Annotated in this window: 18 protein-coding genes and 1 pseudogene; 10 read left to right on the top strand and 9 right to left on the bottom strand. The window is 60.7% G+C overall.

All coding sequences use genetic code 11. From position 1 onward, the window contains the following. Positions 1-63 precede the first annotated feature (63 nt). A pseudogene (locus K0H48_RS04115) lies at positions 64-207 on the top strand (peptide-methionine (S)-S-oxide reductase); the annotation flags it as partial. Positions 208-351: 144 nt separating this feature from the next. On the opposite strand, the gene K0H48_RS04110 reads toward K0H48_RS04115, so the two are convergent. Further along, positions 352-1188: a 23S rRNA (adenine(2030)-N(6))-methyltransferase RlmJ gene (locus K0H48_RS04110; RefSeq protein ID WP_017138523.1), complete on the bottom strand. Its 837-nt coding sequence runs from the start codon at positions 1186-1188 to the stop codon at positions 352-354. A gap of 251 nt (positions 1189-1439) precedes the next feature. Between K0H48_RS04110 and K0H48_RS04105 the strand changes: the two genes are divergently transcribed. Beyond that, on the top strand, positions 1440-2717 hold the full coding sequence (locus K0H48_RS04105) for an O-acetylhomoserine aminocarboxypropyltransferase/cysteine synthase family protein (protein ID WP_219266493.1): 1278 nt from the start codon (positions 1440-1442) through the stop codon (positions 2715-2717). Here K0H48_RS04105 and K0H48_RS04100 read toward each other — a convergent pair. Continuing rightward, positions 2703-3428: a DUF4123 domain-containing protein gene (locus K0H48_RS04100; RefSeq protein ID WP_219266492.1), complete on the bottom strand. Its 726-nt coding sequence runs from the start codon at positions 3426-3428 to the stop codon at positions 2703-2705. The two genes, K0H48_RS04105 and K0H48_RS04100, sit on opposite strands and share 15 nt — an antisense overlap. Before the next feature lie 15 nt (positions 3429-3443). Continuing rightward, positions 3444-5456, bottom strand: a complete 2013-nt coding sequence (locus tag K0H48_RS04095) for a type VI secretion system tip protein VgrG (protein WP_219266491.1) — start codon at positions 5454-5456, stop codon at positions 3444-3446. Positions 5457-5642: 186 nt separating this feature from the next. Between K0H48_RS04095 and K0H48_RS04090 the strand changes: the two genes are divergently transcribed. Further along, on the top strand, positions 5643-6131 hold the full coding sequence (locus K0H48_RS04090) for a DUF2165 family protein (protein WP_219266490.1): 489 nt from the start codon (positions 5643-5645) through the stop codon (positions 6129-6131). A 131-nt stretch (positions 6132-6262) separates the two neighbouring features. Here the strand turns inward: K0H48_RS04090 and putP are convergent, their stop codons facing one another. Further along, a complete protein-coding gene (putP, locus tag K0H48_RS04085; RefSeq protein ID WP_219266489.1) occupies positions 6263-7747 on the bottom strand; it encodes a sodium/proline symporter PutP in 1485 nt (494 codons plus the stop codon). A 460-nt stretch (positions 7748-8207) separates the two neighbouring features. Here putP and putA point away from each other — a divergent pair, with 460 nt between their 5' ends. Both putA and K0H48_RS04075 read left to right on the top strand, forming a co-directional pair. Then, positions 8208-12161 (top strand): trifunctional transcriptional regulator/proline dehydrogenase/L-glutamate gamma-semialdehyde dehydrogenase, encoded by a 3954-nt coding sequence (putA, locus tag K0H48_RS04080; RefSeq protein ID WP_219266488.1) that lies wholly within the window; start codon positions 8208-8210, stop codon positions 12159-12161. Between the two features lie 230 nt (positions 12162-12391). Next, positions 12392-14194, top strand: coding sequence for an acyl-CoA dehydrogenase (locus K0H48_RS04075; protein WP_219266487.1), 1803 nt, complete (start codon positions 12392-12394; stop codon positions 14192-14194). On the opposite strand, the gene K0H48_RS04070 is transcribed toward K0H48_RS04075, so the two are convergent. Beyond that, on the bottom strand, positions 14191-14484 hold the full coding sequence (locus K0H48_RS04070; RefSeq protein ID WP_017138531.1) for a cell division protein ZapA: 294 nt from the start codon (positions 14482-14484) through the stop codon (positions 14191-14193). The genes K0H48_RS04075 and K0H48_RS04070 overlap by 4 nt on opposite strands. After that, the gene (locus K0H48_RS04065) at positions 14481-14711 is read right to left on the bottom strand and encodes a hypothetical protein (protein ID WP_138817172.1); all 231 of its coding nucleotides are present in this window, start codon (positions 14709-14711) and stop codon (positions 14481-14483) included. The genes K0H48_RS04070 and K0H48_RS04065 overlap by 4 nt, the downstream gene beginning before the upstream one ends. Positions 14712-14987: 276 nt before the next feature. On the opposite strand from K0H48_RS04065, the gene K0H48_RS04060 reads away from it, so the two are divergent. The 4 genes from K0H48_RS04060 (at position 14988) to selO (ending at position 24175) form a co-directional block, all read left to right on the top strand. After that, entirely contained in the window at positions 14988-16613 is a 1626-nt protein-coding gene (locus K0H48_RS04060) for a methyl-accepting chemotaxis protein (RefSeq protein ID WP_219266486.1), read from the top strand. Between the two features lie 912 nt (positions 16614-17525). Further along, on the top strand, positions 17526-19268 hold the full coding sequence (locus tag K0H48_RS04055; RefSeq protein ID WP_200431732.1) for a potassium/proton antiporter: 1743 nt from the start codon (positions 17526-17528) through the stop codon (positions 19266-19268). A 56-nt stretch (positions 19269-19324) separates the two neighbouring features. Beyond that, the gene (gene mscK, locus K0H48_RS04050) at positions 19325-22663 is read left to right on the top strand and encodes a mechanosensitive channel MscK (protein ID WP_219266485.1); all 3339 of its coding nucleotides are present in this window, start codon (positions 19325-19327) and stop codon (positions 22661-22663) included. 48 nt (positions 22664-22711) lie between these two features. Then, the gene (gene selO / locus K0H48_RS04045) at positions 22712-24175 is read left to right on the top strand and encodes a protein adenylyltransferase SelO (RefSeq protein ID WP_219266484.1); all 1464 of its coding nucleotides are present in this window, start codon (positions 22712-22714) and stop codon (positions 24173-24175) included. 43 nt (positions 24176-24218) lie between these two features. Here the strand turns inward: selO and K0H48_RS04040 are convergent, their stop codons facing one another. Together K0H48_RS04040 and K0H48_RS04035 are read right to left on the bottom strand one after the other, a co-directional pair. Further along, positions 24219-24620: a type II toxin-antitoxin system HigA family antitoxin gene (locus K0H48_RS04040; protein ID WP_219266483.1), complete on the bottom strand. Its 402-nt coding sequence runs from the start codon at positions 24618-24620 to the stop codon at positions 24219-24221. Further along, a complete protein-coding gene (locus K0H48_RS04035) occupies positions 24617-24913 on the bottom strand; it encodes a type II toxin-antitoxin system HigB family toxin (RefSeq protein WP_219266482.1) in 297 nt (98 codons plus the stop codon). The genes K0H48_RS04040 and K0H48_RS04035 overlap by 4 nt, the downstream gene beginning before the upstream one ends. Positions 24914-25148: 235 nt before the next feature. On the opposite strand from K0H48_RS04035, the gene trxC reads away from it, so the two are divergent. Next, positions 25149-25583, top strand: coding sequence for a thioredoxin TrxC (gene trxC / locus K0H48_RS04030; RefSeq protein ID WP_219266481.1), 435 nt, complete (start codon positions 25149-25151; stop codon positions 25581-25583). 125 nt (positions 25584-25708) lie between these two features. Here the strand turns inward: trxC and K0H48_RS04025 are convergent, their stop codons facing one another. After that, positions 25709-25936 carry a DUF6124 family protein gene (locus K0H48_RS04025; RefSeq protein ID WP_219266480.1) on the bottom strand — a complete coding sequence of 76 codons (228 nt, stop codon included), beginning with the start codon at positions 25934-25936 and terminating at the stop codon, positions 25709-25711. Positions 25937-26041: the final 105 nt, after the last annotated feature.

The raw sequence follows: 26041 nt of genomic DNA, 5'->3' as shown, positions 1-26041 counted from the left end.
TGAGGCGTGACGCGGAGCGTCACAAGATGCGTTCCCACGCGGAGCGTGGGAACGATCAGCTACAAGGCGGGCCTGGGTGTGATCACCACGGAAATCGAAGAAGCCCCGACGGTGTATTTCGCCGAGGCGTACCACCAGCAGTACCTGGCGAAGAACCCGCAAGGCTATTGCGGGATCGGCGGTACAGGCGTGACCTGCCCGATCTGAGGGCAACACCGATAATGATCGTTCCCACGCTCCGCGTGGGAATGCCGACAGGGACGCTCTGCGTCCGCTCTTGAGGCGTGACGCGGAGCGTCACAAGATGCATTCCCACGCGGAGCGTGGGAACGATCAGTCACAGGCGATCAGTTACTCAGCGATGAGCCAATCCATCTGCCACCCACCCTGGGTCTGGCCAAGTTTCTTGGACAACCACGGCAGCAGCTCACGCAACTCTTCCTCCAGGCCCCACGGCGGGTTGGCAATCGCCAGGCCCGAGCCGGTCAGGGTGTTGGGCGTGTCCAACGGATGCACCAGCAATTCCACGCGCAGCAACTTCGGCGCGCCGGTGCCGGCCAGGTCCTGGTAGAAACGACGCAACATGCGCTGGTCTTTCACCGGGTACCAGATCGCCGCGACGGTCTGGCGCATGCGGCTGACCGCTTCCTTGAGGGACGCCGCGCAGCGCTGCATCTCATCGAGCTGTTCAAACGGTGGATCGATCAGCATCAACGCGCGTTTTTCCGGCACTGGCAGCAAGGCACGTGGCACATGCCAGCCTTCGCCCAAGTGCACTTTGACCCGGCGGTCGCCCTTCATGTTGTCCTTGAGCAGTACACCGTCTTCCGGGTGCTTCTCATTAAGCAACACACGGTCCTGGGGCCGCGTAAGGCGGCGCGCCAGCTCCGGCGAGCCTGGGTAGTAGCGCAGCTGGCCGTCCGGGTTCATCTCGTGCAGCACGCGCATGTAGTCGGCGGTGAGTGGCGGCAGGTCGCTTTCGCCCCACAGGCGCGCAATGCCTTCCAGGTATTCGCCGGTGCGGTTGGCCTGGTCGCCCTGCAAGTCGTACAGACCAATCCCGGCGTGGGTGTCGAGGTAGGCGAACGGCTGCTCCTTGCGCGACATCAGGGCGATGAGGCGGGTCAAGGTCAGGTGTTTGAAGACATCGGCGTGGTTGCCGGCGTGAAAGGCGTGACGATAATTCATGGTTGCTCCTGCGCAGGGGGCGAAGTTTACCTTCTACGGCGGCAAAGGTGCAGGGCTGCGTGTCGGGCGGTGCTTATGTCGCAAAGGCAGGCGCACCACCGAAAACAATCTATGCCTGCTGTGGGAGCTGGCTTGCCTGCGATAGCATCGCCGCGGTATTACCCCTACACCGCGGTGATGCTATCGCAGGCAAGCCAGCTCCCACATTGCCTTGGGGGCAACTCTGGAATCCAAGGAGGTCAACCCGCATCATGAAAGACGCCACCATTGCATTGCACCACGGCTTCAAGTCGGACCCGACCACCAAGGCCGTGGCCGTGCCGATCTACCAGAACGTCGCCTTCGAGTTCGATAACGCCCAGCATGGCGCCGACCTGTTCAACCTGGACGTGCCCGGCAACATCTACACACGCATCATGAACCCCACCAATGACGTGCTGGAGCAGCGTATCGCTGCCCTTGAAGGCGGTATCGCCGCCCTGGCCGTGTCGGCCGGCAGCGCGGCGATCCACTATGCGATCCAGACCCTGACCCGAGCGGGTGACAATATCGTCACCACGCCGCAGCTTTACGGCGGCACCTACACCCTGTTCGCCCACCTGTTGCCAAGCTTTGGCGTCGACGTGCGCTTCGCCCGCGACGACTCTGCCCAAGCCATCGCCGAACTGATCGACGACAACACCAAGCTGGTCTACTGCGAAAGCATCGGCAACCCGGCGGGCAATATTATCGACATTCAAGCCCTGGCAGATGTCGCCCATGCGCGCGGCGTACCGCTGATGGTGGATAACACCGTGGCCACGCCGATCCTGTGCAAGCCGATTCAGTTCGGCGCCGACATCGTGGTGCATTCGGTCACCAAATACGTGGGCGGCCATGGCAACTCCCTGGGCGGCGTGATCGTCGACAGCGGCACCTTCCCCTGGACCCAATACCCGCAAAAATTCCCCGGCCTCAACCAACCGGAGCCGGCCTATCACGGCGTGGTCTACACGGAAAAGTTCGGCCCCGCCGCCTTCATCGCCCGCGCCCGCACCGTGCCGTTGCGCAACACCGGCGCAGCGCTAGCGCCGATGAATGCGTTCCTGTTGCTGCAAGGCCTGGAAACCCTGGCCTTGCGCATGGAGCGCCATACCGAAAACGCGCTGAAGGTTGCGCAATTTCTGCAAGGCCACGCCGAGGTGGAATGGGTCAGCTACGCCGGGCTGCCGGACCACCCACACCACGCACTGGCGCAAAAATACATGCAGGGCAAACCCTCGGCGATCCTTTCATTCGGCTTGAAGGGCGGCTATGACGCGGGCGTGCGCTTCTACGATGCCCTGCAAATCTTCAAGCGGTTGGTGAATATTGGCGATGCCAAATCCCTGGCCTGCCACCCCGCGTCCACTACTCACCGGCAGATGAACGAGCAGGAACAGGCCAAGGCCGGCGTAAAGCCGGAGATGATTCGCTTGTCGGTGGGTATCGAGGCGATTGAGGACCTGATCGAGGACTTGCAGCAGGCGCTGGCTTCAACTCAACTCTGAAGCCAAATACCCTGCCAGCGCTTGAACGCTGATATCGGGCCTGCGCGAAAAGTAGGCGACCTTGTGCCGCAAGGTCGCAGGCGTAAACGCTGTGTAGAGGTCCGGGCGTTGTTCTTCGAGCCATTGCAGCAGGTTGCCGATCAGCACCTGCGGCGATTGCTCTGCCAAGTGCTCAAGCAGCGAAGCTGGCACTTGCCACCACGGGCTGGCCTTGGCCGCAGTGGCCGGACCGGTGCTGATGGCCAGCGGCTGGCCATTGATCAGGTAGCGCTGAAACACCGGCAACACGCGTCCCGCCTCGTCGCCCAGCTTCTGCAAAATGGCCAGCCATTGAGCGCCATCCCAAAAGCGTAAAAACACTGCTTGCTCATCCGGCAACAGCACTTTGGTCAGGCTTTGCAGGTGCGCAGCCACCGTCTCTGGCGGGCTGGAGGAGACCGCGAGCCAACCCCAGTCCGTTGCCTCGGCGCTGGCGACCCAACCCAGGAAGGCACTGCCCGGCTCAACAATGCCCACATAAGGCATGACGCCTTCCCAATCGGCATAAGCCGTGCCTGCCCAGCTTGATTGCAGCAGTTTCCCCGGCGCCAGGGTTTGCCACGCCTTAAGCGGCCTGGCTTCGCTGGCGCTGCCCAACACTGCGTAGAGGTGTTCATCGGGCTGTAGCGGCCACTGTGCAAGCCAGGCGCTGGGAACCATGGGCTGAGGCATCGGGGTAAATTCCTTTTAAGGTTCAGGGTGTCCGGGGATATCACATTGGCCGTTCTTGCAGCGCTCACATTCTTCGCAGAACGGCGCACTGCGCTTAAGGCTCGCAATCTGTACGCGGCTGAGCGGTGCCGGGATAACCGCTGACAATTTTTCGGTAATACCCGGCATCAGCGGCATCGGCACGGCAGCAGGCGCACCGCCAATCTGGATCGGCACACTGCTGAAAATTCCGGCGGCCGACAGCGTGATCGACTGCCCTCCCGCCTGGATCGTCACGCTGGCGCCCGCATCAATGACCACGCTTTGCCCGGCGCCGATCTGGATGGTCTGCCCGGCACGCACCTGCTGCGAGCCACCGACGACCAGATGATCATCCTGCTTGAGCTCCGCGAGGCGATTACCGTGTGTGATGCGCTGTTCTTCACCCAACAGCTCATGGTGCGACTCGCCACCCACCTTGAGCCGACGCTGGTTATCCACCTGTACGTGCTGGTCATGCAATACGTGCTGGGTCCAATCGCGCTGGGCGCGCAGGTAAATCTCCTCGGCGCCCTTGCGATCGTCGATGCGCAGTTCGTTGTAACCGCCACCGCCCGGAGTGCTTTGGCTGCGAAAGACGCTGCGGGCCTGGTCCGTCGGCAGATCCAGCGGCAACAGGTTAGCCGCGTTGGGCAAGCAGCCCAGCACCAGCGGCATATCCACGTCGCCGTTGACGAAACCCACCAGCACCTCCATGCCCACCCTCGGGATCAGCACCGCACCATAACGGTCGTGCGCCCAGCCGCTGGCGACCCGCAGCCAGCAACTGGAGTGCTCGTCATGTTCGCCGTCGCGGTCCCAGGCCATCTGCACTTTGACGCGACCATATTCGTCGCAATGGATCTCAGTGTCGGCAGGCCCGGTGACCACGGCGTTCTGGTAGCCCGATATATGGGGTCGAGGCACAATCAGCGGCGTTCGAAACGGCACATCCCAAGGTGTTACGACAAACTCATTGTGGTAGCCGGGGGAGACGCCATCGTCGTAGGTGTCCGGCGCAGACTCCTCAAGGACCTGAGGCTGCTGCCCGCAATGGTGCAACTGGGTAACCAGCCACAAATTATTCCATTCCTGGCGAGGGTGCCCGGTCATCTTCAGGAACTGCCCAGTGGACAAGGCTGGCTGGTCGCTATTACCGCTGGCTTGGCGAAAGTCACTGCGATGACGCTCAAGCAGCCGTTGCGCCAGGTACTTGCCATGGGTTCGATCAGTGAAGTGCCCAGGATAGTACTGCTCATTCAGCGCAGGCTGTTGCCCGCTGGACGCCGTGCTTTCCAGGACCAGGCTGGGCTTTTTGAAGTCGTAATCGCGCCCGCTCACACCGGTGGTGCGGGTCTCCAACCGCAGGATGAAGCGCTTGATCGCAGGGGTGCCGGCAACCAGTGCCGAACCGGCTGAATACGAGGTGGCTTGAGCAGGCTGGGTAAAGACGCTTTGGTCGTCGCCAAACATCAATAGGTGGCGCTCGGGGCTGTGCTGAAAGTGATAGTGAATGCCCGACTCGACGCACAAGCGCTGAATGAACGCCAAATCGGTTTCGCCGAACTGGACACAATATTCACGCTCGGGGTATTGCCCACTCAGCTGAAATGCAAAGGCATCAGCCTGGATACCTTGAGCCTCCAGCACCCGCGCAATGATCTGCGGCACGGTTTGTTTCTGAAAGATCCGCTGGTGCGTGCTGTGTTCCAGGTAGGCCAACTGCGGCACCAAGGTGATCTGGTAACGGGTCAGGCGCTTGCCCGAGTCGCCTTGGGCCACCCGGCACACCTGGCCATGAATGCCGTGCCCTTGCGAATCAAACCCCAGGAACGCCTGACGGTGCAGGAGACTATCGAGGTCCAGGTCGGGCTGTTCGCTCACCAACTCAAGGTCAAAACGAAAAGGCAGGCTGATAAATTCATCGCCCGTAAACCCGCGAACCTTGAGCTCACTGGGCTGCCCATCGAGGGTCAGGTTAAAGGCACTTTGATTGGCAAGAGCGAACATCCGGTGTTTCTCTGCGAGGGCTGGGCGAGGGATTCTGCACCAGCTTTTCACCCACCAGAGCGCACCACAGGCAAATCAGTAAGCTCCTACACTCTGGGTGCCCGATTCTTCATGTATCTGGCGTCGAAGGCACACCAAGGCCGTGCTAGCGTTATAGCTCCTCCTCACCGGCTCACTGGAAAAAGCATGACCACCCGCTACGCAAAAATCATCTTGACCCTTGCCCTGGCTGCCTTCGCCACCTTGGTTGCGTTCAACAACATCACGGACTACGGCTCCAACTTCGCCTTCGTCCAACACGTGTTGAGCATGGACACCACCTTCCCGAACAACGCCGCCATGTACCGGGCGATCACTACGCCATGGATGTGGCATGCGGCCTACGCGCTGATCATCCTCGGCGAAGCGCTCACCGCCATGCTGCTGGCGCGTGGCGCACTGTCGCTGTGGCGTGCGCGGCACGCGGGCGGCGCCGAATTCAACCGCGCCAAGGCAGGCGCAACCGCCGGCCTGGCCCTCGGCTTTGTGGTGTGGTTCTTTGGTTTTATGGTGGTGGGCGGTGAGTGGTTTCTGATGTGGCAGTCCCATCAGTGGAATGGCCAGGAAGCGGCATTCAAGTTCTACATGGCGATCCTGGGTGTGCTGATTTTTCTCAATCAGCCGGAGGCTGGCTGAACTGACAGCGGGACGCGGAGCATCCGGGGTGGCATTCCCACGCGGAGCGTGGGAGCGATCAAAAAAAAGGCCCGCCATCCTAAGGATGCGGGCCTTTTTTCTAACGCAATTGGCGCTTAACGCCCACCGAGTTACTTGTTGAGGTTGTAGTCTTTTTCGGCTGCATCAAAACGCTCGACCATACCCGCCGTCGGTGCGCCCATCTTGCTCACGAAATAGATCGCCAGGCTGGCGAAGATAAAGCCCGGGATGATTTCGTACAGGCCCAGCAGGTTGAAGTGCTTCCACACGATCACGGTGATCGCGCCGACCAGAATACCGGCCAGTGCGCCGTTGCGGGTCATGCCTTTCCAGATCACCGAGATCAGCACCACTGGGCCGAACGCAGCGCCGAAGCCGGCCCAGGCGTAGCTCACCAGGCCCAGTACGCGGTTTTCCGGGTTAGCAGCCATGGCGATAGCGATCAGGGCCACCAACAGCACCATCAGGCGACCGACCCATACCAGCTCAAGCTGGGAGGCATTCTTGCGCAGGAAAGCTTTGTAGAAGTCTTCGGTCAGGGCACTGGAGCACACCAGCAACTGGCAGCTCAGGGTGCTCATCACCGCAGCCAGAATGGCCGACAGCAGAACCCCGGCAACCCAAGGGTTGAACAGGATTTTAGCCAGCTCGATAAACACGCGCTCAGGGTTCTCGGTCACAGGGCCTGCCACTTCCGGATGCGCGGAGAAGTAAGCAATACCGAAGAAGCCCACAGCCACGGTGCCTGCCAGGCACAGAATCATCCAGGTCATGGAGATACGACGCGCCTTGGCAATCGACTTCACCGAATCCGCCGCCATGAAACGCGCGAGGATGTGCGGTTGGCCGAAGTAGCCCAGGCCCCAGCCCATCAGCGAAATAACGCCGATGAACGTGGTGTTTTTAAGCATATCGAAACTGGTCGGGTCCTTGGCTTCGATCGCCAGGAACGTGGTGTCCACACCACCGGTGGCCAACAACACGATGATCGGCGTGAGGATCAGCGCGAAGATCATCAACGTGGCTTGTACGGTATCTGTCCAGCTCACCGCCAGGAAACCACCGATGAAGGTGTAGGCAATCGTCGCCGCAGCACCGGCCCACAGTGCGGTCTCGTAAGACATGCCGAAGGTGCTTTCAAACAGACGGGCGCCGGCCACGATGCCGGAAGCGCAGTAGATGGTGAAGAACACCAGGATCACCACCGCCGAGATAATCCGCAGCAGGCCGCTTTTATCTTCGAAACGGCTGGAGAAGTAATCCGGCAGTGTCAGGGCGTCACCGTTGTGCTCGGTCTGCACCCGCAGGCGACCGGCCACGAACAGCCAGTTGAGGTAGGCACCGACGATCAGGCCAATGGCAATCCAGCTTTCCGACAGGCCGGACATGTAGATCGCGCCCGGCAAGCCCATCAACAGCCAGCCGCTCATGTCCGAAGCGCCGGCCGATAGAGCCGTGACCACGCTACCGAGGCTGCGACCGCCGAGGATGTAATCAGAAAGGTTGTTGGTGGAGCGATAGGCCATCAAGCCGATCAGCACCATTGCTGCGATGTAGATCACGAATGTGATCAGGGTTGGATTGCTAACGCTCATAGGAGTGACGCCCTGGCTTTGTTTTTATGTAGCAGCGGTCTGGCAGACGGCCACCCATTGGTAACGGGTAGACGAAACGGCGAGCCGCGCATTTATGACTGACGTTTCCCCAGGAAAGCCGCCAGCCGATGAACCGACCCTTGCGAGTGGTTGCACCTTGGGCGCGAATGCTATTCAACAAAGTAAATAAGGTGCAACCAGTTTCTTGAGAATAAGTTGCACCTCAGGGTGTTTTCGTGGAAATACCGGTTTTTTGCTCCTTTTCGGAGCAAGAACAGCCGATCTCAGAAGCAAACGCACCAAGACACAGCGCATTTTGTCGTGGGCCGAAATTTTTCCCGATCACGATCGAAAAATTCCTGAACAATTTGGGTTGCACCCGGTTGCACCTCTGCATGCGCAAAGCTAATCTTGCCGCCAGCAGATGCCACTCGGTAGTGGCACCCATGAGGATAAAAAGATGGCAACGACCACCCTTGGGGTCAAACTCGACGACCCGACCCGCGAACGCCTCAAGGCGGCCGCGACCTCCATTGATCGCACGCCGCACTGGCTGATCAAGCAGGCGATTTTCAATTACCTGGAGAAACTCGAGGGTGGTGCAACCCTGACCGAGCTTAATGGCTCGGGCAGCAAGGACGCTGAAGACGCAGGCGAAGTGCAACCGGACCACGCCCACCAGTGCTTCCTGGAATTTGCCGAAAGCATCCTGCCGCAATCGGTATTGCGCGCCTCGATCACCGCCGCTTACCGCCGCCCGGAGCCGGAAGTGGTGCCGATGCTGATTGAGCAGGCCCGCCTGCCGCAGCCAATGGCCGAGGCCACCAACAAGCTGGCCGCCTCGATTGCCGAAAAGCTGCGCAACCAAAAGAGCGCCGGCGGCCGTGCCGGGATTGTTCAGGGTCTGCTGCAAGAATTTTCCCTGTCGTCCCAGGAAGGCGTGGCGCTGATGTGCCTGGCCGAAGCGCTGTTGCGCATCCCGGACAAAGGCACCCGCGACGCGCTGATCCGCGACAAGATCAGCACCGGCAACTGGCACCCGCACTTGGGCAACAGCCCGTCGCTGTTCGTTAACGCCGCCACCTGGGGCCTGTTGCTGACCGGCAAACTGGTCGCCACCCATAACGAAGCGGGCTTGACCTCGTCCCTGAGCCGCATTATCGGCAAGAGCGGCGAGCCGATGATCCGCAAGGGCGTGGACATGGCCATGCGCCTGATGGGCGAGCAGTTCGTTACCGGCGAAACCATTGCCGAAGCCCTGGCCAATGCGAGCAAGTTCGAAGCCAAGGGTTTCCGCTACTCCTACGACATGCTCGGTGAAGCCGCGCTGACCGAACACGACGCCCAGAAGTACCTGGCCTCGTACGAACAAGCCATTCACTCCATCGGCAAAGCTTCCCACGGCCGTGGGATTTATGAAGGCCCGGGCATCTCCATCAAGCTCTCGGCACTGCACCCGCGTTACAGCCGTGCGCAGTACGAGCGCGTGATGGACGAGTTGTACCCGCGCCTGCTGTCGCTGACCTTGCTGGCCAAGCACTACGACATCGGCCTGAACATCGACGCCGAAGAAGCCGACCGCCTGGAGCTGTCGCTCGACCTGCTCGAGCGCCTGTGCTTCGAGCCGCAACTGACCGGCTGGAACGGCATCGGTTTCGTCATCCAGGCGTACCAGAAACGTTGCCCGTATGTGATCGACTACGTCATTGACCTGGCGCGCCGCAGCCGCCATCGCCTGATGATCCGCCTGGTAAAAGGCGCGTACTGGGACAGCGAAATCAAGCGCGCCCAGGTCGAAGGCCTGGAAGGCTACCCGGTGTACACCCGCAAGGTGTACACCGACGTTTCCTACATTGCCTGCGCACGCAAACTGCTGTCGGTGCCGGAAGTCATCTACCCACAGTTCGCCACGCACAACGCCCACACGCTGTCGGCCATCTACCATATCGCCGGTCAGAACTATTACCCTGGCCAGTACGAGTTCCAGTGCCTGCACGGCATGGGTGAACCGCTGTACGAGCAGGTTGTAGGCAAAGTGTCCGATGGCAAGCTGAACCGTCCGTGCCGCGTGTACGCTCCGGTCGGCACCCACGAAACACTGCTGGCTTATCTGGTACGTCGCCTGCTGGAAAACGGCGCCAACACTTCATTCGTCAACCGCATTGCCGACCACACCATCTCGATTCAGGAGCTGGTGGCCGACCCGGTGGCCAACATCGAGCAGATGGCCACGCTGGAAGGCGGCTTCGGCCTGCCGCACCCGCGTATCCCGCTGCCGCGTGACCTGTATGGCAGCGACCGCGCCAACTCGGCCGGTATCGACCTGGCCAACGAACACCGCTTGGCATCGCTGTCTTGCGCCTTGCTGGCCAGCGCGCATAACGACTGGAAAGCTACGCCGATGCTGGGCTGCGCTTCCAGTAATGAAGCCGCTGCACCGGTGCTGAACCCGTCCGACCTGCGTGACGTGGTCGGCCACGTGCAAGAAGCCACGGTTGAAGACGTCGACAATGCGATTCAGTGCGCGATCAACGCCGGTCCGATCTGGCAGGCCACCCCGCCCGCCGAACGCGCCGCCATCCTGGAGCGCGCTGCCGACTTGATGGAAGGCGAGATCCAGCCGCTGATGGGCCTGCTGGCCCGTGAAGCCGGCAAGACCTTCGCCAACGCCATCGCCGAAGTGCGTGAAGCCGTGGACTTCCTGCGCTACTACGCAGTACAGGCGCGTAACGATTTCACCAATGACGCCCATCGTCCATTGGGCCCGGTGGTGTGCATCAGCCCGTGGAACTTCCCGCTGGCAATCTTCAGCGGTCAAGTTGCTGCGGCACTGGCCGCCGGTAACCCGGTACTGGCCAAGCCGGCCGAACAAACCCCATTGGTGGCGGCACAAGCCGTGAGTATCCTGCTCGAAGCCGGTATCCCCGAAGGCGTGCTGCAACTGCTGCCGGGCCAGGGCGAAACCGTCGGTGCCCGCCTGGTCGGTGATGATCGCGTCAAAGGCGTGATGTTCACCGGTTCCACCGAAGTGGCGCGCCTGCTGCAACGCAATGTCGCCGGGCGCCTGGATGCCCAGGGCCGCCCAATCCCGCTGATCGCCGAAACCGGCGGCCAGAACGCGATGATCGTCGATTCTTCGGCGCTCACCGAACAAGTGGTGATCGACGTCGTTTCCTCGGCCTTCGACAGCGCCGGTCAGCGTTGCTCGGCCCTGCGCGTACTGTGCCTGCAGGAAGATTCGGCAGACCGTGTGATCGAAATGCTCAAGGGCGCCATGGCTGAATGCCGCCTGGGCAACCCGGAGCGCTTATCGGTGGATATCGGCCCGGTGATCGACGCCGAAGCCAAGGCTGGCATCGAGAAACACATCCAGGCCATGCGCGACAAAGGCCGCAATGTGTACCAGGTGGCAATCGCCGACGGCGAAGAGATCAAGCGCGGCACCTTCGTGATGCCAACCCTGATCGAGCTGGAAAGCTTCGACGAGCTGCAACGCGAGATCTTCGGCCCGGTACTGCACGTGGTGCGCTACAAGCGCAAAGAGATCGACCAGCTTATCGCGCAGATCAATGCGTCCGGCTACGGCCTGACCCTGGGCGTACACACGCGCATCGACGAGACCATCGCCAAGGTGATCGACAATGTGCATGCCGGTAACGTCTATGTGAACCGCAACATCGTCGGTGCCGTGGTCGGCGTGCAGCCGTTCGGCGGCGAAGGTTTGTCGGGTACTGGCCCGAAAGCGGGCGGCCCGCTGTACCTGTACCGCCTGCTGTCGACGCGCCCTACGGATGCCATCGAGCAATCCTTCGTGCGCGGCGACAAGCTCGCTGCACCGGATGTGCGTCTGCGTGATGCCATGAGCCAACCGCTGACCGCCCTCAAAACCTGGGCCGACAGCAATAAGCTCAGCGACCTGAGCGCCCTGTGCAGCCAGTTCGCCGCACAATCGCAAAGCGGTATCACCCGCCAACTGGCCGGCCCGACCGGCGAGCGCAACAGCTACGCCATCCTGCCCCGCGAGCACGTGTTGTGCCTGGCGGAAGTGGAAGGCGACCTGCTGACGCAACTGGCGGCGGTATTGGCTGTTGGCGGTTCGGCGGTATGGCCGGAAACTGACTTGACCAAAGCCTTGTTCCCACGCCTGTCGCGGGAAGTTCAGGCGAAGATCAAGCGTGTGGCTGACTGGACCAAGGACGAGGTGGTGTTCGACGCGGTCGTGCACCACGGCGATTCCGATCAACTGCGTGCGGTGTGCCAGCAAGTGGCGCAGCGTGGTGGCGCGATTGTTGGGGTGCATGGCTTGTCGCAAGGTGAGACGGCGATTGCGCTGGAGCGCCTGGTGATCGAGCGGGCGTTGAGCGTTAACACGGCTGCGGCGGGTGGTAATGCCAGCCTGATGACTATCGGTTAACCACCACTGATCGTTCCCACGCTCTGCGTGGGGATGCAGCCAGGGACGCTCTGCGTCCCAAAGCGTGACGCGGAGCGTCACAAGAGGCATTCCCACGCGGAGCGTGGGAACGATCGCGCGCGCTCCACCTTCCGATCTCGTTCTGCCGCTGCATCACGCAAATCAATCTTGCTATCCAGCCTCTATTCGCGCACTTAGACTCAGGCCATTCCCTTCAAAGGTAAGCCGCCATGTCCGAGACGCTGCTCAGTTCCCGCAATCTGGCTTTCGAGCTGTACGAAGTCCTCGATGCCGAGGGCCTGACCCAGCGCGAGCGGTTTGCCGAACACAACCGCGAAACCTTCGACGCTGCCATCAGCACGGCGCGCAGCATTGCCGAGAAGTACTTCGCGCCGCACAACCGCAAAAACGACGAAAACGAACCGCGCTTTGAAGACGGCCAGGCGATCCTGATCCCGGAAGTCAAACCCGCCGTGGACGCTTTTCTGGAAGCGGGCTTTCTGAACGCTGCCCGCAGTTTCGAAGCCGGTGGCATGCAGCTGCCTACCCTGCTGTCCCAAGCCTGTTTCGCGCACTTTCAGTCGGCTAACGCCGCTTCAACGTCCTACCCGTTCCTGACCATGGGCGCCGCCAACCTGATCGAAAGCTTCGGCACCGAGGAACAAAAACAACGCTTCCTGCAGCCGATGATCGAAGGTCGCTTCTTCGGCACCATGGCCCTTACCGAGCCGCATGCAGGCTCTTCGCTGTCGGATATTCGTACCCGTGCCGAGCCAGCCGCTGACGGCACGTATCGGCTCAAGGGCAACAAGATCTTCATCTCCGGCGGCGACCACCCGCTGTCGGAAAACATCGTGCACATGGTGCTGGCCAAGCTGCCGGATGCGCCGCCTGGGGTGAAGGGCATTTCGCTGTTTATCGTGCCCAAATTCCTGGTCAACGAGGATGGCAGCCTGGGGGCACGCAATGACGTGCTGCTGGCCGGTCTGTTCCACAAGATGGGCTGGCGTGGCACTACGTCCACGGCGCTTAACTTCGGCGATAACGGCAACTGTGTCGGCTATCTGGTGGGCAAACCGCACCAGGGCTTGAGCTGTATGTTCCAGATGATGAACGAGGCGCGCATCGGCGTGGGCATGGGCGCGGTGATGCTGGGTTACGCCGGCTACCTCTATTCCCTGGAATACGCCCGCGAACGCCCGCAAGGTCGCCTGCCCGACAGCAAAGACCCCAGCACCGCGCCGGTTTCGATCATCCAGCACGCCGATATCAAGCGCATGCTGCTGACCCAGAAAGCCTATGTGGAAGGCGCGTTCGACCTGGGCCTGTACGCTGCCCGGTTGTTTGACGACACCACCACGTTGGCAACTGAAGCCGAGCGCAAGCACGCCCACGAGTTGCTCGACCTGCTCACGCCCATCGTAAAGTCCTGGCCTTCGGAGTTTTGCCTCAAGGCCAACGAACTGGCGATCCAGATCCTCGGCGGCCACGGCTACACCCGCGAATACCCGGTGGAGCAGTACTACCGCGACAACCGCCTGAATCCGATCCACGAAGGCACCCACGGCATTCAGTCCCTGGATTTGCTCGGGCGCAAGCTTGCGCAAAACGGCGGCGCGGGCTTGAAGCAACTGACCCGCCTGATCGCCGAAACCGGCGCTCGGGCTCAGCAATACCCGTCACTGACTGAACTGCGCGAACCGCTGGAGCAACTGGTCAATCGCCTGCAAAGCGTGACGATTGGCCTGTTGACGGATCTCGCCCACGGCAAGGTCAACAGCAGCCTGGCAAACTCGGCGCTGTACTTGAAGGTGTTCGGGCACACGGTAATTGGCTGGCGCTGGCTGGAACAGGCGATTCGCGCCGAGGAAGGCTTGGCCAAGGGCAATGCGGCCGATGTAGCCTTTTACAAAGGCAAGCTCCAGGCCGCCCGGTACTTCCTGACCTGGGAAGTACCGAGCTGCCATCATGAACTGGCGATTCTGGAGGCACGCGATGACACGTGCCTGGGCATGCAGGACGCGTGGTTCTAAGGCGTTCCGATCGCCTTGGAAATCACTTCGACCGTGGCGCTGACTTGCTCTTGGTAACGGTCGAGTTCCTGCTGGTGGTGCTTTTGCATGTCGATCTGCTCGGCGCACAGGTTCAGCGCGGCCAGTACCAATAATTTGTCACCGATCAGGGTCGGGTACTTTTTCTTGGTGGTGGCCAGGGAAGCCTTGAGCATGGTCACGGCGTGCATCAGGGTCTGATCTTCCCCTTGCGGCGCCTTGATCGAGTAATCCTCTCCGAGAATCGAAACGACCTTTATCCCTTCATTCATGCGCCGACAGGCCCTGCGCTCACGCGCTCAACCAGCGCCTGGATACGCGCGGCGGTGGCGCCGTGCTTTTCTTCCTGTTCCATCAGGTTCAGTTGCAGGCTGTCGTTTTCGTCCTTGGCGCGCGCCAGTTCTGCCTTCAGGGATTCATTGCTGCCGAGCAGGTCCTGGTTTTGTTGTACGAGGTCAGTGACCAGCTGTTCCAGCTGGCTGAGGGATGCTTCTAACATTTTGATTTCTCGGGCTTTTCAAAGGGCGGTGACGATAAAGAAAATTCACCTCGGATGCCAGGGATATCCCCGGCAGGCAGCCCGATTTTTAAGGGCCGGGCCGCACTTTTGAGCCTTAGTGACTGCATTTACCCGATCTGGTTCCTGAATCCGTCCAACCCCTCGTCAGATGCGACAAAAGCGCGCGCCCCCTTAAGACTTTAGTCGCATGGCCGATACGCAATGCACACCTCGTCTCATGGCCGCACGGATCGCGCTTCTCCCCAGGACTCCCGCATGTCTCTTCGTAATATGAATATCGCTCCGAGGGCCTTTCTTGGCTTTGCGTTTATTGGCGCGCTGATGTTGTTTCTCGGTGTGTTCGCGCTGAACCAGATGAGCAAGATTCGCGCAGCCACCGAAGACATCACCGAGTCCAGCGTGCCAAGCATTCGCGCCCTCGACGAATTCACCCAGCTGACATTGCGCCTGCGCGTGCTGTCGTACCGCTTGCTCACCAACCGCGAGCCGGACGTGCAGCAAAAGACCCTGGAAGCTTTTGAGCTGCGTAACCAGCAGATCCGTGCTGCCCAGGGCGTCTACGAAAAACTCATCGAAAGCGGCGAAGAACGCACCACCTACAACGAGTACGTGCGTTTGCTCGGCCAGTACCATCAGATCGAGGAGCGCATGAAGAGCCTGTCGCGCGCCAACCAGATCGATGAGCTGCGCGCCATGCTCAACACCGAATTGCTGAGCAATTCCGAGCAAGTCAACGCAGTGCTGACGCGCCTGCTGGACATCAACAACCAGATGGCCAGCGCCACCAACCAAGAAGCCAAAGACCAATACGATATGGCCTTTAAGCTGGTAGTGGGCCTGCTGATCATTGCCACGGCGCTGACCCTGCTGTTCGCCTGGCTGTTGACCCGCAGCATCACCGTGCCCATCGCCCAGGCCCTGGAAGCGGCCGAAGAAGTCGCCGAAGGCAACCTCACGCGCCCGATCAAGGTAGATGGCAACGACGAAGCCGGCCGCCTGCTGGCCGCCATGGCCAAGATGCAGGACAAGCTGCGCGACACCCTGCAGCGCATCGCCGGCTCCGCCACCCAACTCGCCTCGGCCGCCGAAGAGCTGAACGCCGTCACCGACGAAAGCGCCCGTGGCCTGACCCAGCAGAACAACGAAATCGAACAGGCTGCCACCGCCGTCAACGAGATGACCAGCGCCGTCGAAGAGGTGGCACGTAATGCGGTGAGCACCTCCGAAGCCTCACGCGCGGCCACCACCTCTGCTGGTGACGGCCGTGACCTGGTGCAGGAAACCGTCAGCGCCATCGAGCGCATGAGCGGCGACGTGCAAGCCACGGCCACTTTGATTGGCGACCTGGCCAATGAGTCCCGCGATATCGGCAAAGTGCTCGACGTGATTCGTGGCCTGGCCGATCAGACCAACCTGCTGGCGCTGAACGCCGCGATTGAAGCGGCGCGTGCCGGTGAAGCCGGTCGTGGGTTTGCGGTGGTGGCCGATGAAGTGCGCGCCCTGGCCCATCGCACCCAGCAGTCGACCAGCGAGATCGAGCGGATGATCGGCAGCATTCAAACCGGCACCGAGCATGCAGTGGACTCGATGCGCAACAGCACCGAACGTGCGGAGTCGACGTTGAACATCGCCAAAGGCGCGGGGATGTCGCTGGACACCATCAACACCGCGATTGTGGAGATCAACGAACGCAACCTGGTGATCGCCAGCGCGGCCGAAGAGCAGGCGCAAGTGGCACGGGAAGTGGACCGTAATCTGGTGAACATTCGTGATTTGTCAGTGCAATCGGCGACCGGCGCCAGCCAGACGAGTGCAGCGAGCAGTGAGTTGTCGCGCTTGGCGGTAGACCTGAATGGGATGGTGGGGCGCTTCAGGCTCTAATTGGCACCGGTGATCCCTTGTGGGAGCTGGCTTGCCTGCGATAGCCATCTAACAGTCAATACCCCCAGTGACTGATACACCGCCATCTCAGCATGGGTATCCACACAACTTTTAAGGCAGCCAATTTCTCCTGTGGCGAGCAGGCTTGTCTGCGTTGGGCTGCGAAGCAGCCCCAAACCCAGACGCTGAGTTCTTTCAGGAAAATTGCAGTGCCTTTACTGGGGCCGCTTCGCAGCCCAACGCAGGACAAGCCTGCTCGCCACAACAGCCCACCTGCCACAGACTTCGTGTTAACCGGTTGTGTAGATACTTATGACTATCTCAGCATGGGTATCCACACAACTTTTAAGGCAGCCAATTTCTCCTGTGGCGAGCAGGCTTGTCCTGCGTTGGGCTGCGAAGCAGCCCCAAACCCAGACGCTGAGTTCTTTCAGGAAAATTGCAGTGCCTTTACTGGGGCCGCTTCGCAGCCCAACGCAGGACAAGCCTGCTCGCCACAACAGCCCGCCTGCCACAGACTTCGTGTTAACCGGTTGTGTAGATACTTATGGCTATCGCAGCATGGGTATCCACACAACTTTTGAAGGCAGCCAATTTCTCCTGTGGCGAGCAGGCTTGTCCTGCGTTGGGCTGCGAAGCAGCCCCAAACCCAGACGCTGAGTTCTTTCAGGAAAATTGCAGTGCCTTTACTGGGGCCGCTTCGCAGCCCAACGCAGGACAAGCCTGCTCGCCACAACAGCCCACCGATTGTGTAGATACTTATGGCTATCGCAGGCAAGCCAGCTCCCACATTTGATCAGCGGCGCCCACAAAAGCTTTTTGACAGCACAGCAATTCAACAGGTTAGAATCGCTGGCACGCAGACTGCATGGTCAGTTTGCGCCCTGTCTTCCCAGTTCTGGAGTACTGCCTTTGAATGCGACGACCATCAACAGCCTGTTCTTGATCGGCGCGTTGCTGGTGGGTGCGAGCATTCTGGTGAGTTCTCTTTCCTCGCGCTTAGGCATCCCGATTCTGGTGATCATCCTGGCCGTGGGCATGGTCGCCGGCGTCGATGGCGGCGGCATCATCTTCGATAACTACCCAACCGCGTATCTGGTGGGCAACCTCGCATTGGCCGTCATCCTGCTCGACGGCGGTTTGCGCACACGGGTGGCGAGTTTCCGCGTGGCACTCTGGCCGGCATTGTCGCTGGCCACAGTGGGGGTGTTGATTACCACCGGCCTCACCGGCATGGCGGCCGCCTGGCTGTTTGACCTCAATATCATCCAGGGCTTGTTGATCGGCGCCATCGTTGGCTCCACAGACGCCGCAGCCGTATTCTCGCTGCTGGGCGGCAAGGGCCTGAACGAACGGGTGACCGCCAGCCTGGAAATCGAATCCGGCAGCAACGACCCGATGGCGGTGTTCCTCACCGTCACCCTGATCGACATGCTCGCCAGCGGCCAGACTGGCCTGCACTGGAGCCTGCTGACTCACCTGATCCGCGAATTCGGCATCGGCGGCATCGTCGGCCTGGGTGGCGGCTGGCTGATGCTGCAGATGGTCAACCGCATCAACCTGGCCACCGGCCTGTACCCGATCCTGGTGATCGCCGGCGGCCTGGTGGTGTTCGCCCTGACCAACGCCCTGCACGGCAGCGGTTTCCTCGCCGTTTACCTGTGCGGCCTGGTGATCGGCAACCGCCCGGTGCGCAGCCGTCATGGCATTTTGCATATGCTCGACGGCATGGCCTGGCTGGCACAGATCGGCATGTTCCTGGTGCTGGGCCTGCTGGTCACGCCCCATGACTTGCTGCCCATCGCCTTGCCGGCGCTGGGCCTGGCGCTGTGGATGATCCTGTTTGCGCGGCCGCTGTCGGTGATGGTCGGCCTGCTGCCGTTCAAGGCCTTCCACGGTCGCGAAAAAGCCTTTATCGCCTGGGTCGGCCTGCGCGGCGCGGTGCCGATCATTCTGGCGGTGTTCCCGTTGATGGCTGGCCTGCCGCACGCGCAGCTGTACTTCAACCTCGCGTTTTTTATCGTGCTGGTCTCGTTGCTGGTGCAAGGCACGAGCCTGCCGTGGGTGGCCAAGCTGCTGAAAGTCACCGTACCGCCGGACCCGGCGCCTATCTCCCGCGCGGCGCTGGAAGTACACGTCACCAGCGAGTGGGAGCTGTTCGTCTACCGCCTGGGCGCGGAGAAATGGTGCATCGGCGCCGCCCTGCGCGAGCTGAAAATGCCCGAAGGCACGCGCATCGCCGCGCTGTTCCGTGGCCAGCAACTGCTCCATCCGTCGGGTAGTACGGTGCTCGAAGTCGACGATTTACTCTGCGTGATCGGCCACGAACACAACCTGCCGGCCCTCGGCAAGCTGTTCAGCCAGGCACCGCAACGCGGCCTCGACCTGCGCTTTTTCGGCGACTTCGTGCTCGAAGGCGACGCCCAGCTGGGCGCGGTCTCGGCCCTGTACGGGCTCAAGCTCGACGGCATCGACCCGGACATGCCGCTCAGCAGCTTCATCACCCAGAAGGTCGGCGGCGCGCCCATCGTCGGCGACCAGGTGGAGTGGAACAACACAATCTGGACCGTCGCGGTCATGGACGGGAACAAGATCGGAAAAGTCGGCGTCAAATTCCCCGAAGGAAGTCGTCCAGGCCCTGGACTCTTCCTCTAAACTGCGAGGCTACGGCACCACGCCACCAGCCTCTTTAGCTTGCTCGACCGGTATCCATGACCCTACTGCGCACCTTTTTAGCCACTGCCCTGCTGGGCCTGACCCTCTGTGTGGGCAACGTTTACGCCGCCGACGCGCCCAGCACCGATGCCATCCAGCAAAGCCTGGACAAGCTGCCCGACCGCAAGCTGCCCGACGCCGACATGAAGGCGCTGCAGACCATCCTGCAGCAGACCTTGACCTACCTGGGCAACAAGCAGGATTACGAGCAGCGCCTGGCCGACCTTAAGCGCCAGCTGGCAGACGCTCCGCGCCAGACCACCGACAACCAGCGTGAATTGGTGCGGCTCAAGGCCACTAAAGTTATTCCCGTGGCCCAGCGTTACGCCACGCTGCCGGTATCGCAACTTGAGCAATTGCTGGTGCAGCGCACCACCCAACAAGGCGACCTGCAAAAAGAACTGGCCGACGCCAACAGCCTGAGTATCGCTGCCCAGACCCGTCCTGAGCGCGCCCAGACTGAAATCAGCAGCAGCCAGACGCGCATCCAGCAGATCAACTCGATTCTCAAAACCGGCAAAGACAACGGCAAGAGCCTCAGCGGCGACCAACGCAACCAACTGAACGCCGAACTCGCAGCCCTCAATGCCCTGATACCGCTGCGTCGCCAGGAACTGGCCGGCAACAGCCAACTGCAAGACCTGGGCAACAGCCAGCATGACCTGGCGATGGAAAAAACCTCGCGCCTGGAACAAGAGATTCAGGACCTGCAAACCCTGATCAACCAGAAACGCCTGGCCCAGTCCCAGCAGACCGTTACCCAACAATCCATCGAAGCACAGAAGGCCGGCGGCAGCAGCCTGCTGGCCACGGAAAGCGCGGCAAACCTGAAACTTTCCGACTATTTGCTTAAAAGCACTGACCGCCTCAACGACCTGACCCAGAAAAACCTGCAGACCAAGCAACAATTGGACACCGTCACCCAGAGCGACTCGGCTCTGGACGAGCAGATCAACGTGCTCAAAGGCAGCCTGCTGCTGTCCAAAATCCTCTACAAACAGAAGCAGGCGTTGCCGCAACTCACGGTCGACCGCAACCTGGCGGACGACATCGCCAACATTCGCCTGTACCAGTTCGAGGTCAACCAGCAGCGCGAGCTGATCAACCCGCCCAGCACCTATGTGGATAAATTGCTCGCCGACCAGCCGCCGGATGACGTTACACCACAGTTGCGCCGGACGCTGCTGGAGCTGGCGATCACCCGCAGTGACTTGCTGGAGCGCCTGAGCCGTGAGCTGAGCGCGCTGCTGAACGAATCCATCACCCTGCAATTGAACCAGAAGCAACTGCTCAGCACCGCCACCAACCTGCGGGCGACGCTGGACGAGCAGATGTTCTGGATCCCCAGCAACAAGCCGCTGGACACTGAGTGGCTGGAAACCGTACCGGCGCACCTGAGCAAACAAGTCACCACCCTGCCTTGGGCTTCCAGCGTCAGTGAACTGTATGACGGCCTGACCCAGCGTCCGTTGCTGTTTTTGCCATTGCTGCTGTTGATTGGCGCACTGCTGTGGCGGCGCAAGGCCTTGTACCAGCGCCTTAACAAGGTTCACCTGGACATCGGCCACTTCAAGCGCGACAGCCAGTGGCACACGCCGCAGGCAATTCTGATCAATATCCTGCTGGCGATGCCCGTATCCCTGGGCCTGGCACTGTGTGGCTACGCGCTGCAAATCGACGCCCGTGGGCAGAACGCCAACCTGGGCGCGGCGCTGCTGCTGATTGCCCAAGCGTGGCTGGTGTTCTACACCGCCTACCGGATTCTCGCGCCGGGCGGCGTGGCCGAACTGCATTTCCGCTGGGAAAAACCCCAGGTCGAATTCCTCCAGGGCTGGATCCGCAAGCTTGGGTTGGTGGTGCTGGCCCTGGTCGCCGTGGTGGCCATCGCCGAACACCAGCCGGCCGCTCTGGCCGACGACGTGCTGGGCATCGGCGTGGTGCTGACCTGCTACGCGCTGATGGCTTGGCTACTGGGCCGCCTGCTGCTGCACAGCCCGACCCACGAAAAAGCCTCATTGTTCCGTAAGGCTGTGGGCCTGGTATTTACCGCCCTGCCCGTCGCGCTGTTTATCGCGGTGTGCTTTGGCTACTACTACACCGCGCTCAAACTCAGCGACCGGCTGATCAACACCCTGTACCTGCTGATGTTCTGGCTGGTCATCGAGGCGACGTTTGTACGCGGCCTCGGGGTTGCTGCACGGCGCCTGGCCTATGCCCGCGCCCTGGCCAAACGCCAGGCCGCCAAAGAGGCCGGCGATGGCGAAGCGGTGATCGAAGAGCCGACCCTGGACATCGAACAGGTCAACGAACAGTCCATGCGCCTGATCCGCCTGGCCTTGCTCGGCGGCTTTATCGCCGCGCTGTACTGGGTGTGGAAAGACCTGATCACCGTGTTCTCCTACCTGGACAACGTGACCCTCTACGAATACACCAGCGGCACCGGCGCCAATATCAGCATGGTGCCGATCAGCATCGGCGACTTGCTCGGCGCCTCGATCATCGTCGGCATCACCTTCGCCCTGGCGCGCAACCTGCCCGGTTTGCTCGAAGTACTGGTGCTGTCCAAGCTGGACCTGGCCCAAGGCAGCGCCTATGCCACCACCACCTTGCTGTCCTATGTGATCGCCGGCGTCGGTTTCGTCTCCACCTTGTCCACCCTCGGCGTGAGCTGGGACAAGTTGCAATGGCTGGTGGCGGCGCTGTCGGTGGGGTTGGGCTTCGGGATGCAGGAGATCTTCGCCAACTTTATCTCCGGCATCATGATCCTGTTCGAACGCCCGGTACGCATCGGCGACACCATCACCATCGGCAACCTCTCGGGCACGGTGAGCAAGATCCGTATCCGCGCCACGACGATCACCGACTTCGACCGCAAAGACATCATTGTTCCGAACAAGACGTTTATCACCGGGCAATTGATCAACTGGTCGCTGACCGACACCATCACCCGCGTGACGCTGAAGCTGGGCGTGGACTACGGCTCCGACCTGGATCTGGTGAAGGAACTGTTGCTCAAGGCCGCGCGCGAAAACCCGCGCGTGCTGAAAGAGCCGGAACCCCATGTGTACTTCCTCAACTTCGGCGAAAGCACCCTCGACCACGAACTGCGCATGCACGTGCGCGACCTCGGTGACCGTAACCCGGTGATCGACGAGGTGAACCGCTTTATCAACCGCGAGTTCAAGAACCACCACATCAACATCTCGTTCCGCCAGATGGAGGTCTACCTCAAGAACCTTCACGGCCAGGAATACAAACTGGTGGAAGTCGACACGCCGGCCAAACCCGCCAACGACGGCGGCGTGCAAGAGCCGCCGCCGAGCAAACTCGACTAAACGCCCTATCCCCAGCAGAATGCTCGGACATTCTGCTGGAGATGGCCGGTGAAAGCCCTCGACGAACTGACCTTCGACAACCGCTTCGCACGCCTGGGCGACGCGTTCTCAACCCACGTACTGCCGGAGCCTCTCGACGCGCCGCGCCTTGTGGTGGCGAGCGATGCCGCCATGGCCTTGCTCGACCTCGACCCGGCCGTGGCCGAAACGCCGGTATTTGCCGAGCTGTTTGGCGGGCACAAACTGTGGGCCGAAGCAGAGCCGCGGGCGATGGTCTATTCAGGGCACCAGTTCGGCGGCTATACCCCACAACTAGGCGATGGCCGGGGGTTGTTGCTGGGCGAGGTGTACAACCAGGCTGGCGAGCATTGGGACCTGCACCTCAAGGGCGCCGGGATGACGCCGTACTCACGCATGGGCGATGGGCGTGCGGTGTTGCGCTCCTCGATTCGTGAGTTTCTCGCTTCCGAAGCCCTGCATGCACTGGGTATCCCGAGCAGCCGCGCCTTGTGCGTGATTGGCTCCGACACACCGGTGTGGCGCGAGAAACAGGAGCGCGGCGCCATGGTGCTGCGCCTGGCTCACAGCCATATCCGCTTTGGGCATTTCGAGTATTTCTACTACACCAAAAAGCCCGAACAGCAGGCTGAACTGGCCGAACACGTGCTTAACCTGCACTACCCCGAGTGCCGCGAACAGCCCGAGCCGTACCTGGCAATGTTCCGCGAAATCGTCGAGCGCAATGCCGAAATGATCGCCAAATGGCAGGCCTATGGCTTCTGCCACGGGGTGATGAACACCGACAATATGTCGATCCTGGGCATCACCTTCGACTTCGGGCCGTTTGCGTTTCTGGATGATTTTGACGCGCACTTCATCTGCAACCACTCCGATCATGAAGGGCGCTACTCCTTCAGCAATCAGGTGCCGATTGGGCAGTGGAACCTCAGCGCGCTGGCCCAGGCGCTGACGCCGTTTATCAGTGTGGATGCCTTAAAAGAAGCCCTTGGCCTGTACCTGCCGCTGTATCAGGCGCACTACCTGGACCTGATGCGCCGCCGCCTGGGGCTCACCACCGCCGAAGACGATGACCAGCCACTGGTGGAACGCTTGCTGAAACTGATGCAGAACAGTGGCGTGGATTACACGCTGTTCTTCCGCCGCCTGGGTGATGAGTCGGCGGCACTGGCCGTGGCGCACTTACGCGATGACTTTGTCGACCTCGCCGGCTTCGATGCCTGGGCCGAACAGTACAAGGCTCGCGTCGCACGGGATGGCGATTACAGCCAAGAGCAACGCCGTGACCGCATGCACGCGGTTAACCCGCTGTACATCCTGCGCAACTATCTGGCGCAAAACGCCATCGCGGCTGCCGAGTCAGGCGACTACAGCGAAGTGCGCCGGCTGCATGAAGCGCTTTCCAAACCGTTTGAAGAACAGCCCGGGATGGAGCAATACGCCCAGCGGCCACCGGACTGGGGCAAGCATTTGGAGATTAGTTGCTCGTCGTAAGATGATCGTTCCCACGCTCTGCGTGGGAACGATCAGAACGGCACTAAATGAAGGTTTCGACCGTTACGCCAAAACGTTCGGCCAACCAACGAATTTGCCGCAGGTTGAGCTTACGTTTGCCACTCAATACCTCAGAGACGACAGATTGCGCCCCCACTCCGGGTAAGTCGCTCTGAGTGAGACCGTGTTCGCGCATCATGTATCGCAGCACATCAACACCACTGGCGACCGGCATTGGACGGTGCTCATGGTCGTAGGCCTCGATCCAGTCACTGAGAATATCCACCAGGCTCATCAGCGGGCTGTCTTCGTTTTCACCGATCAGGCTCAACAACTCGTCCAAGCCACACACCAGCGCGTCGTAGTCCGACTCGTTTTCTGGTTTGCGCATCACGGGTGAAACAAACTGCCAGTGTTCGGCCGCTACTCGCATAAGCGCGCTCATTTTATCTTTTCCTTCCATTTGTCTTTCTCATAATCTCGGTGATCAAGCAGATACTTGATGTAAACGCGCTGCGTCCGATACTCCACGCTAGCGATCAACCTCAGCTTGTTGCCTCCGATATCGAATACGTGGAACTCCCCGACCTTATCCGTGGCGGGAAACGTGGCTTTCATCGCAGCGAAGTCTTTGGGAGTGTTTCGCCTCATTAGCCGATACCACTGGTCCAACGCTGTTGCTGAACGCGGCCACTTTTCCTTTGCTTCCCAAATCCTTTTCTCAGTGATCACTCGCATGCAACATCCTTATCGCATCTTGCTATGAAGGTTAAACCCGATTCCTGGCTATCGCAATTTGCGATAGCCGCAAACAGACAGATGGCGCAAAACAGAACACGCTCGAACAGCCTAGATACTGGGCCTCGCATCGACACGGGCAAACTGTGAGCGGATGAGTCACTGCCTGCGCATCTTGATAAACCCCGGACCTGGCTCCAAATACAGTCTATTGGCCGTACCTAAGGAGCCCACCATGTCCGAACCTCTTTTAATCCCCTGCCCGCATTGCAACGGTCTCAACCGCATCCCCGGCGAGCGCCTGGATGATGCGCCTAAATGCGGGCGCTGCAAGCAGCCTGTGTTGTTGAACAAGCCTTTCGAGCTGAAACAAGGCGACTACGCCAGCCAGATCAAGGGCGACCTGCCGTTGCTGGTGGATGTGTGGGCTGAGTGGTGCGGGCCGTGCAAGTCGTTTGCGCCGGTGTTTGAGCAGGCGGCTGGGCAGTTGGAGGGCAAGTGCCGATTGGCCAAGCTTGATAGTGAGGCTAATCAACAGCTTTCCGCGCAGCTGGGGATTCGCTCGATTCCGAGTTTGATTCTGTTCAAGAACGGCCGTGAGGTGGCACGCCAGAGTGGCGCGTTTCCGTTACCGCAGTTGATGAGTTGGTTGCGTAGCCAAGGGGTGTAAACCAGCCCCTCAAGCAACGGGGTCAAATGTGGGAGCTGGCTTGCCTGCGATGGCATCACCTCGGTCCAACTGATAGACCGAGTTGTCTGCATCGCAGGCAAGCCAGCTCCCACACTGACCGCGTCTTAGGCTCGGGCTACGGGGGCTTCGCGGTCCATCATTTGGCCTACGAGTTGTACGCCGAGTTCGCTTAATTGATGGATGGCCAGGGCCACGTCACGGTGTTCGCCGGTGAGGTCGTTGGACAGGTTGAGCAATAGGGTTCGAACGGAAGAGAAGGTTTCGTAGCTGTTGAGCACGAGTGTTTCGGTAGGGAGGTTGGGGGTGATGCTGTAGAGGCTGCTAGTTTTCATCGTCATTCCCAGATTGGGCCGCCCTTCCCTCGCTACTAAACGAGGGTGGCAGCTGCGCGCAGGTTAGTAGACCGGGGAACGACGCAAAGCCGGCGCACCCGAAGA

The organism is Pseudomonas sp. Xaverov 259 (assembly GCF_019352915.1).
Taxonomy (GTDB): Bacteria; Pseudomonadota; Gammaproteobacteria; order Pseudomonadales; family Pseudomonadaceae; genus Aquipseudomonas.
Note: the sequence above shows the minus strand (reverse complement) of the source record. Positions and strands in the feature narration are given on the sequence as shown.

What these genes read in the sequence shown, in the direction of transcription:
- K0H48_RS04025 (WP_219266480.1), bottom strand. Translation starts at nt 25,936, where the DNA reads ATGAAAACTAGCAGCCTCTACAGCATCACCCCCAACCTCCCTACCGAA.
- putP (WP_219266489.1), bottom strand. Translation starts at nt 7,747, where the DNA reads ATGAGCGTTAGCAATCCAACCCTGATCACATTCGTGATCTACATCGCA.
- K0H48_RS04100 (WP_219266492.1), bottom strand. Translation starts at nt 3,428, where the DNA reads ATGCCTCAGCCCATGGTTCCCAGCGCCTGGCTTGCACAGTGGCCGCTA.
- K0H48_RS04040 (WP_219266483.1), bottom strand. Translation starts at nt 24,620, where the DNA reads ATGAGCGCGCTTATGCGAGTAGCGGCCGAACACTGGCAGTTTGTTTCA.
- K0H48_RS04090 (WP_219266490.1), top strand. Translation starts at nt 5,643, where the DNA reads ATGACCACCCGCTACGCAAAAATCATCTTGACCCTTGCCCTGGCTGCC.
- K0H48_RS04075 (WP_219266487.1), top strand. Translation starts at nt 12,392, where the DNA reads ATGTCCGAGACGCTGCTCAGTTCCCGCAATCTGGCTTTCGAGCTGTAC.
- K0H48_RS04035 (WP_219266482.1), bottom strand. Translation starts at nt 24,913, where the DNA reads ATGCGAGTGATCACTGAGAAAAGGATTTGGGAAGCAAAGGAAAAGTGG.
- K0H48_RS04110 (WP_017138523.1), bottom strand. Translation starts at nt 1,188, where the DNA reads ATGAATTATCGTCACGCCTTTCACGCCGGCAACCACGCCGATGTCTTC.
- K0H48_RS04060 (WP_219266486.1), top strand. Translation starts at nt 14,988, where the DNA reads ATGTCTCTTCGTAATATGAATATCGCTCCGAGGGCCTTTCTTGGCTTT.
- putA (WP_219266488.1), top strand. Translation starts at nt 8,208, where the DNA reads ATGGCAACGACCACCCTTGGGGTCAAACTCGACGACCCGACCCGCGAA.
- K0H48_RS04070 (WP_017138531.1), bottom strand. Translation starts at nt 14,484, where the DNA reads ATGAATGAAGGGATAAAGGTCGTTTCGATTCTCGGAGAGGATTACTCG.
- K0H48_RS04065 (WP_138817172.1), bottom strand. Translation starts at nt 14,711, where the DNA reads ATGTTAGAAGCATCCCTCAGCCAGCTGGAACAGCTGGTCACTGACCTC.
- K0H48_RS04095 (WP_219266491.1), bottom strand. Translation starts at nt 5,456, where the DNA reads ATGTTCGCTCTTGCCAATCAAAGTGCCTTTAACCTGACCCTCGATGGG.
- K0H48_RS04105 (WP_219266493.1), top strand. Translation starts at nt 1,440, where the DNA reads ATGAAAGACGCCACCATTGCATTGCACCACGGCTTCAAGTCGGACCCG.
- trxC (WP_219266481.1), top strand. Translation starts at nt 25,149, where the DNA reads ATGTCCGAACCTCTTTTAATCCCCTGCCCGCATTGCAACGGTCTCAAC.
- mscK (WP_219266485.1), top strand. Translation starts at nt 19,325, where the DNA reads ATGACCCTACTGCGCACCTTTTTAGCCACTGCCCTGCTGGGCCTGACC.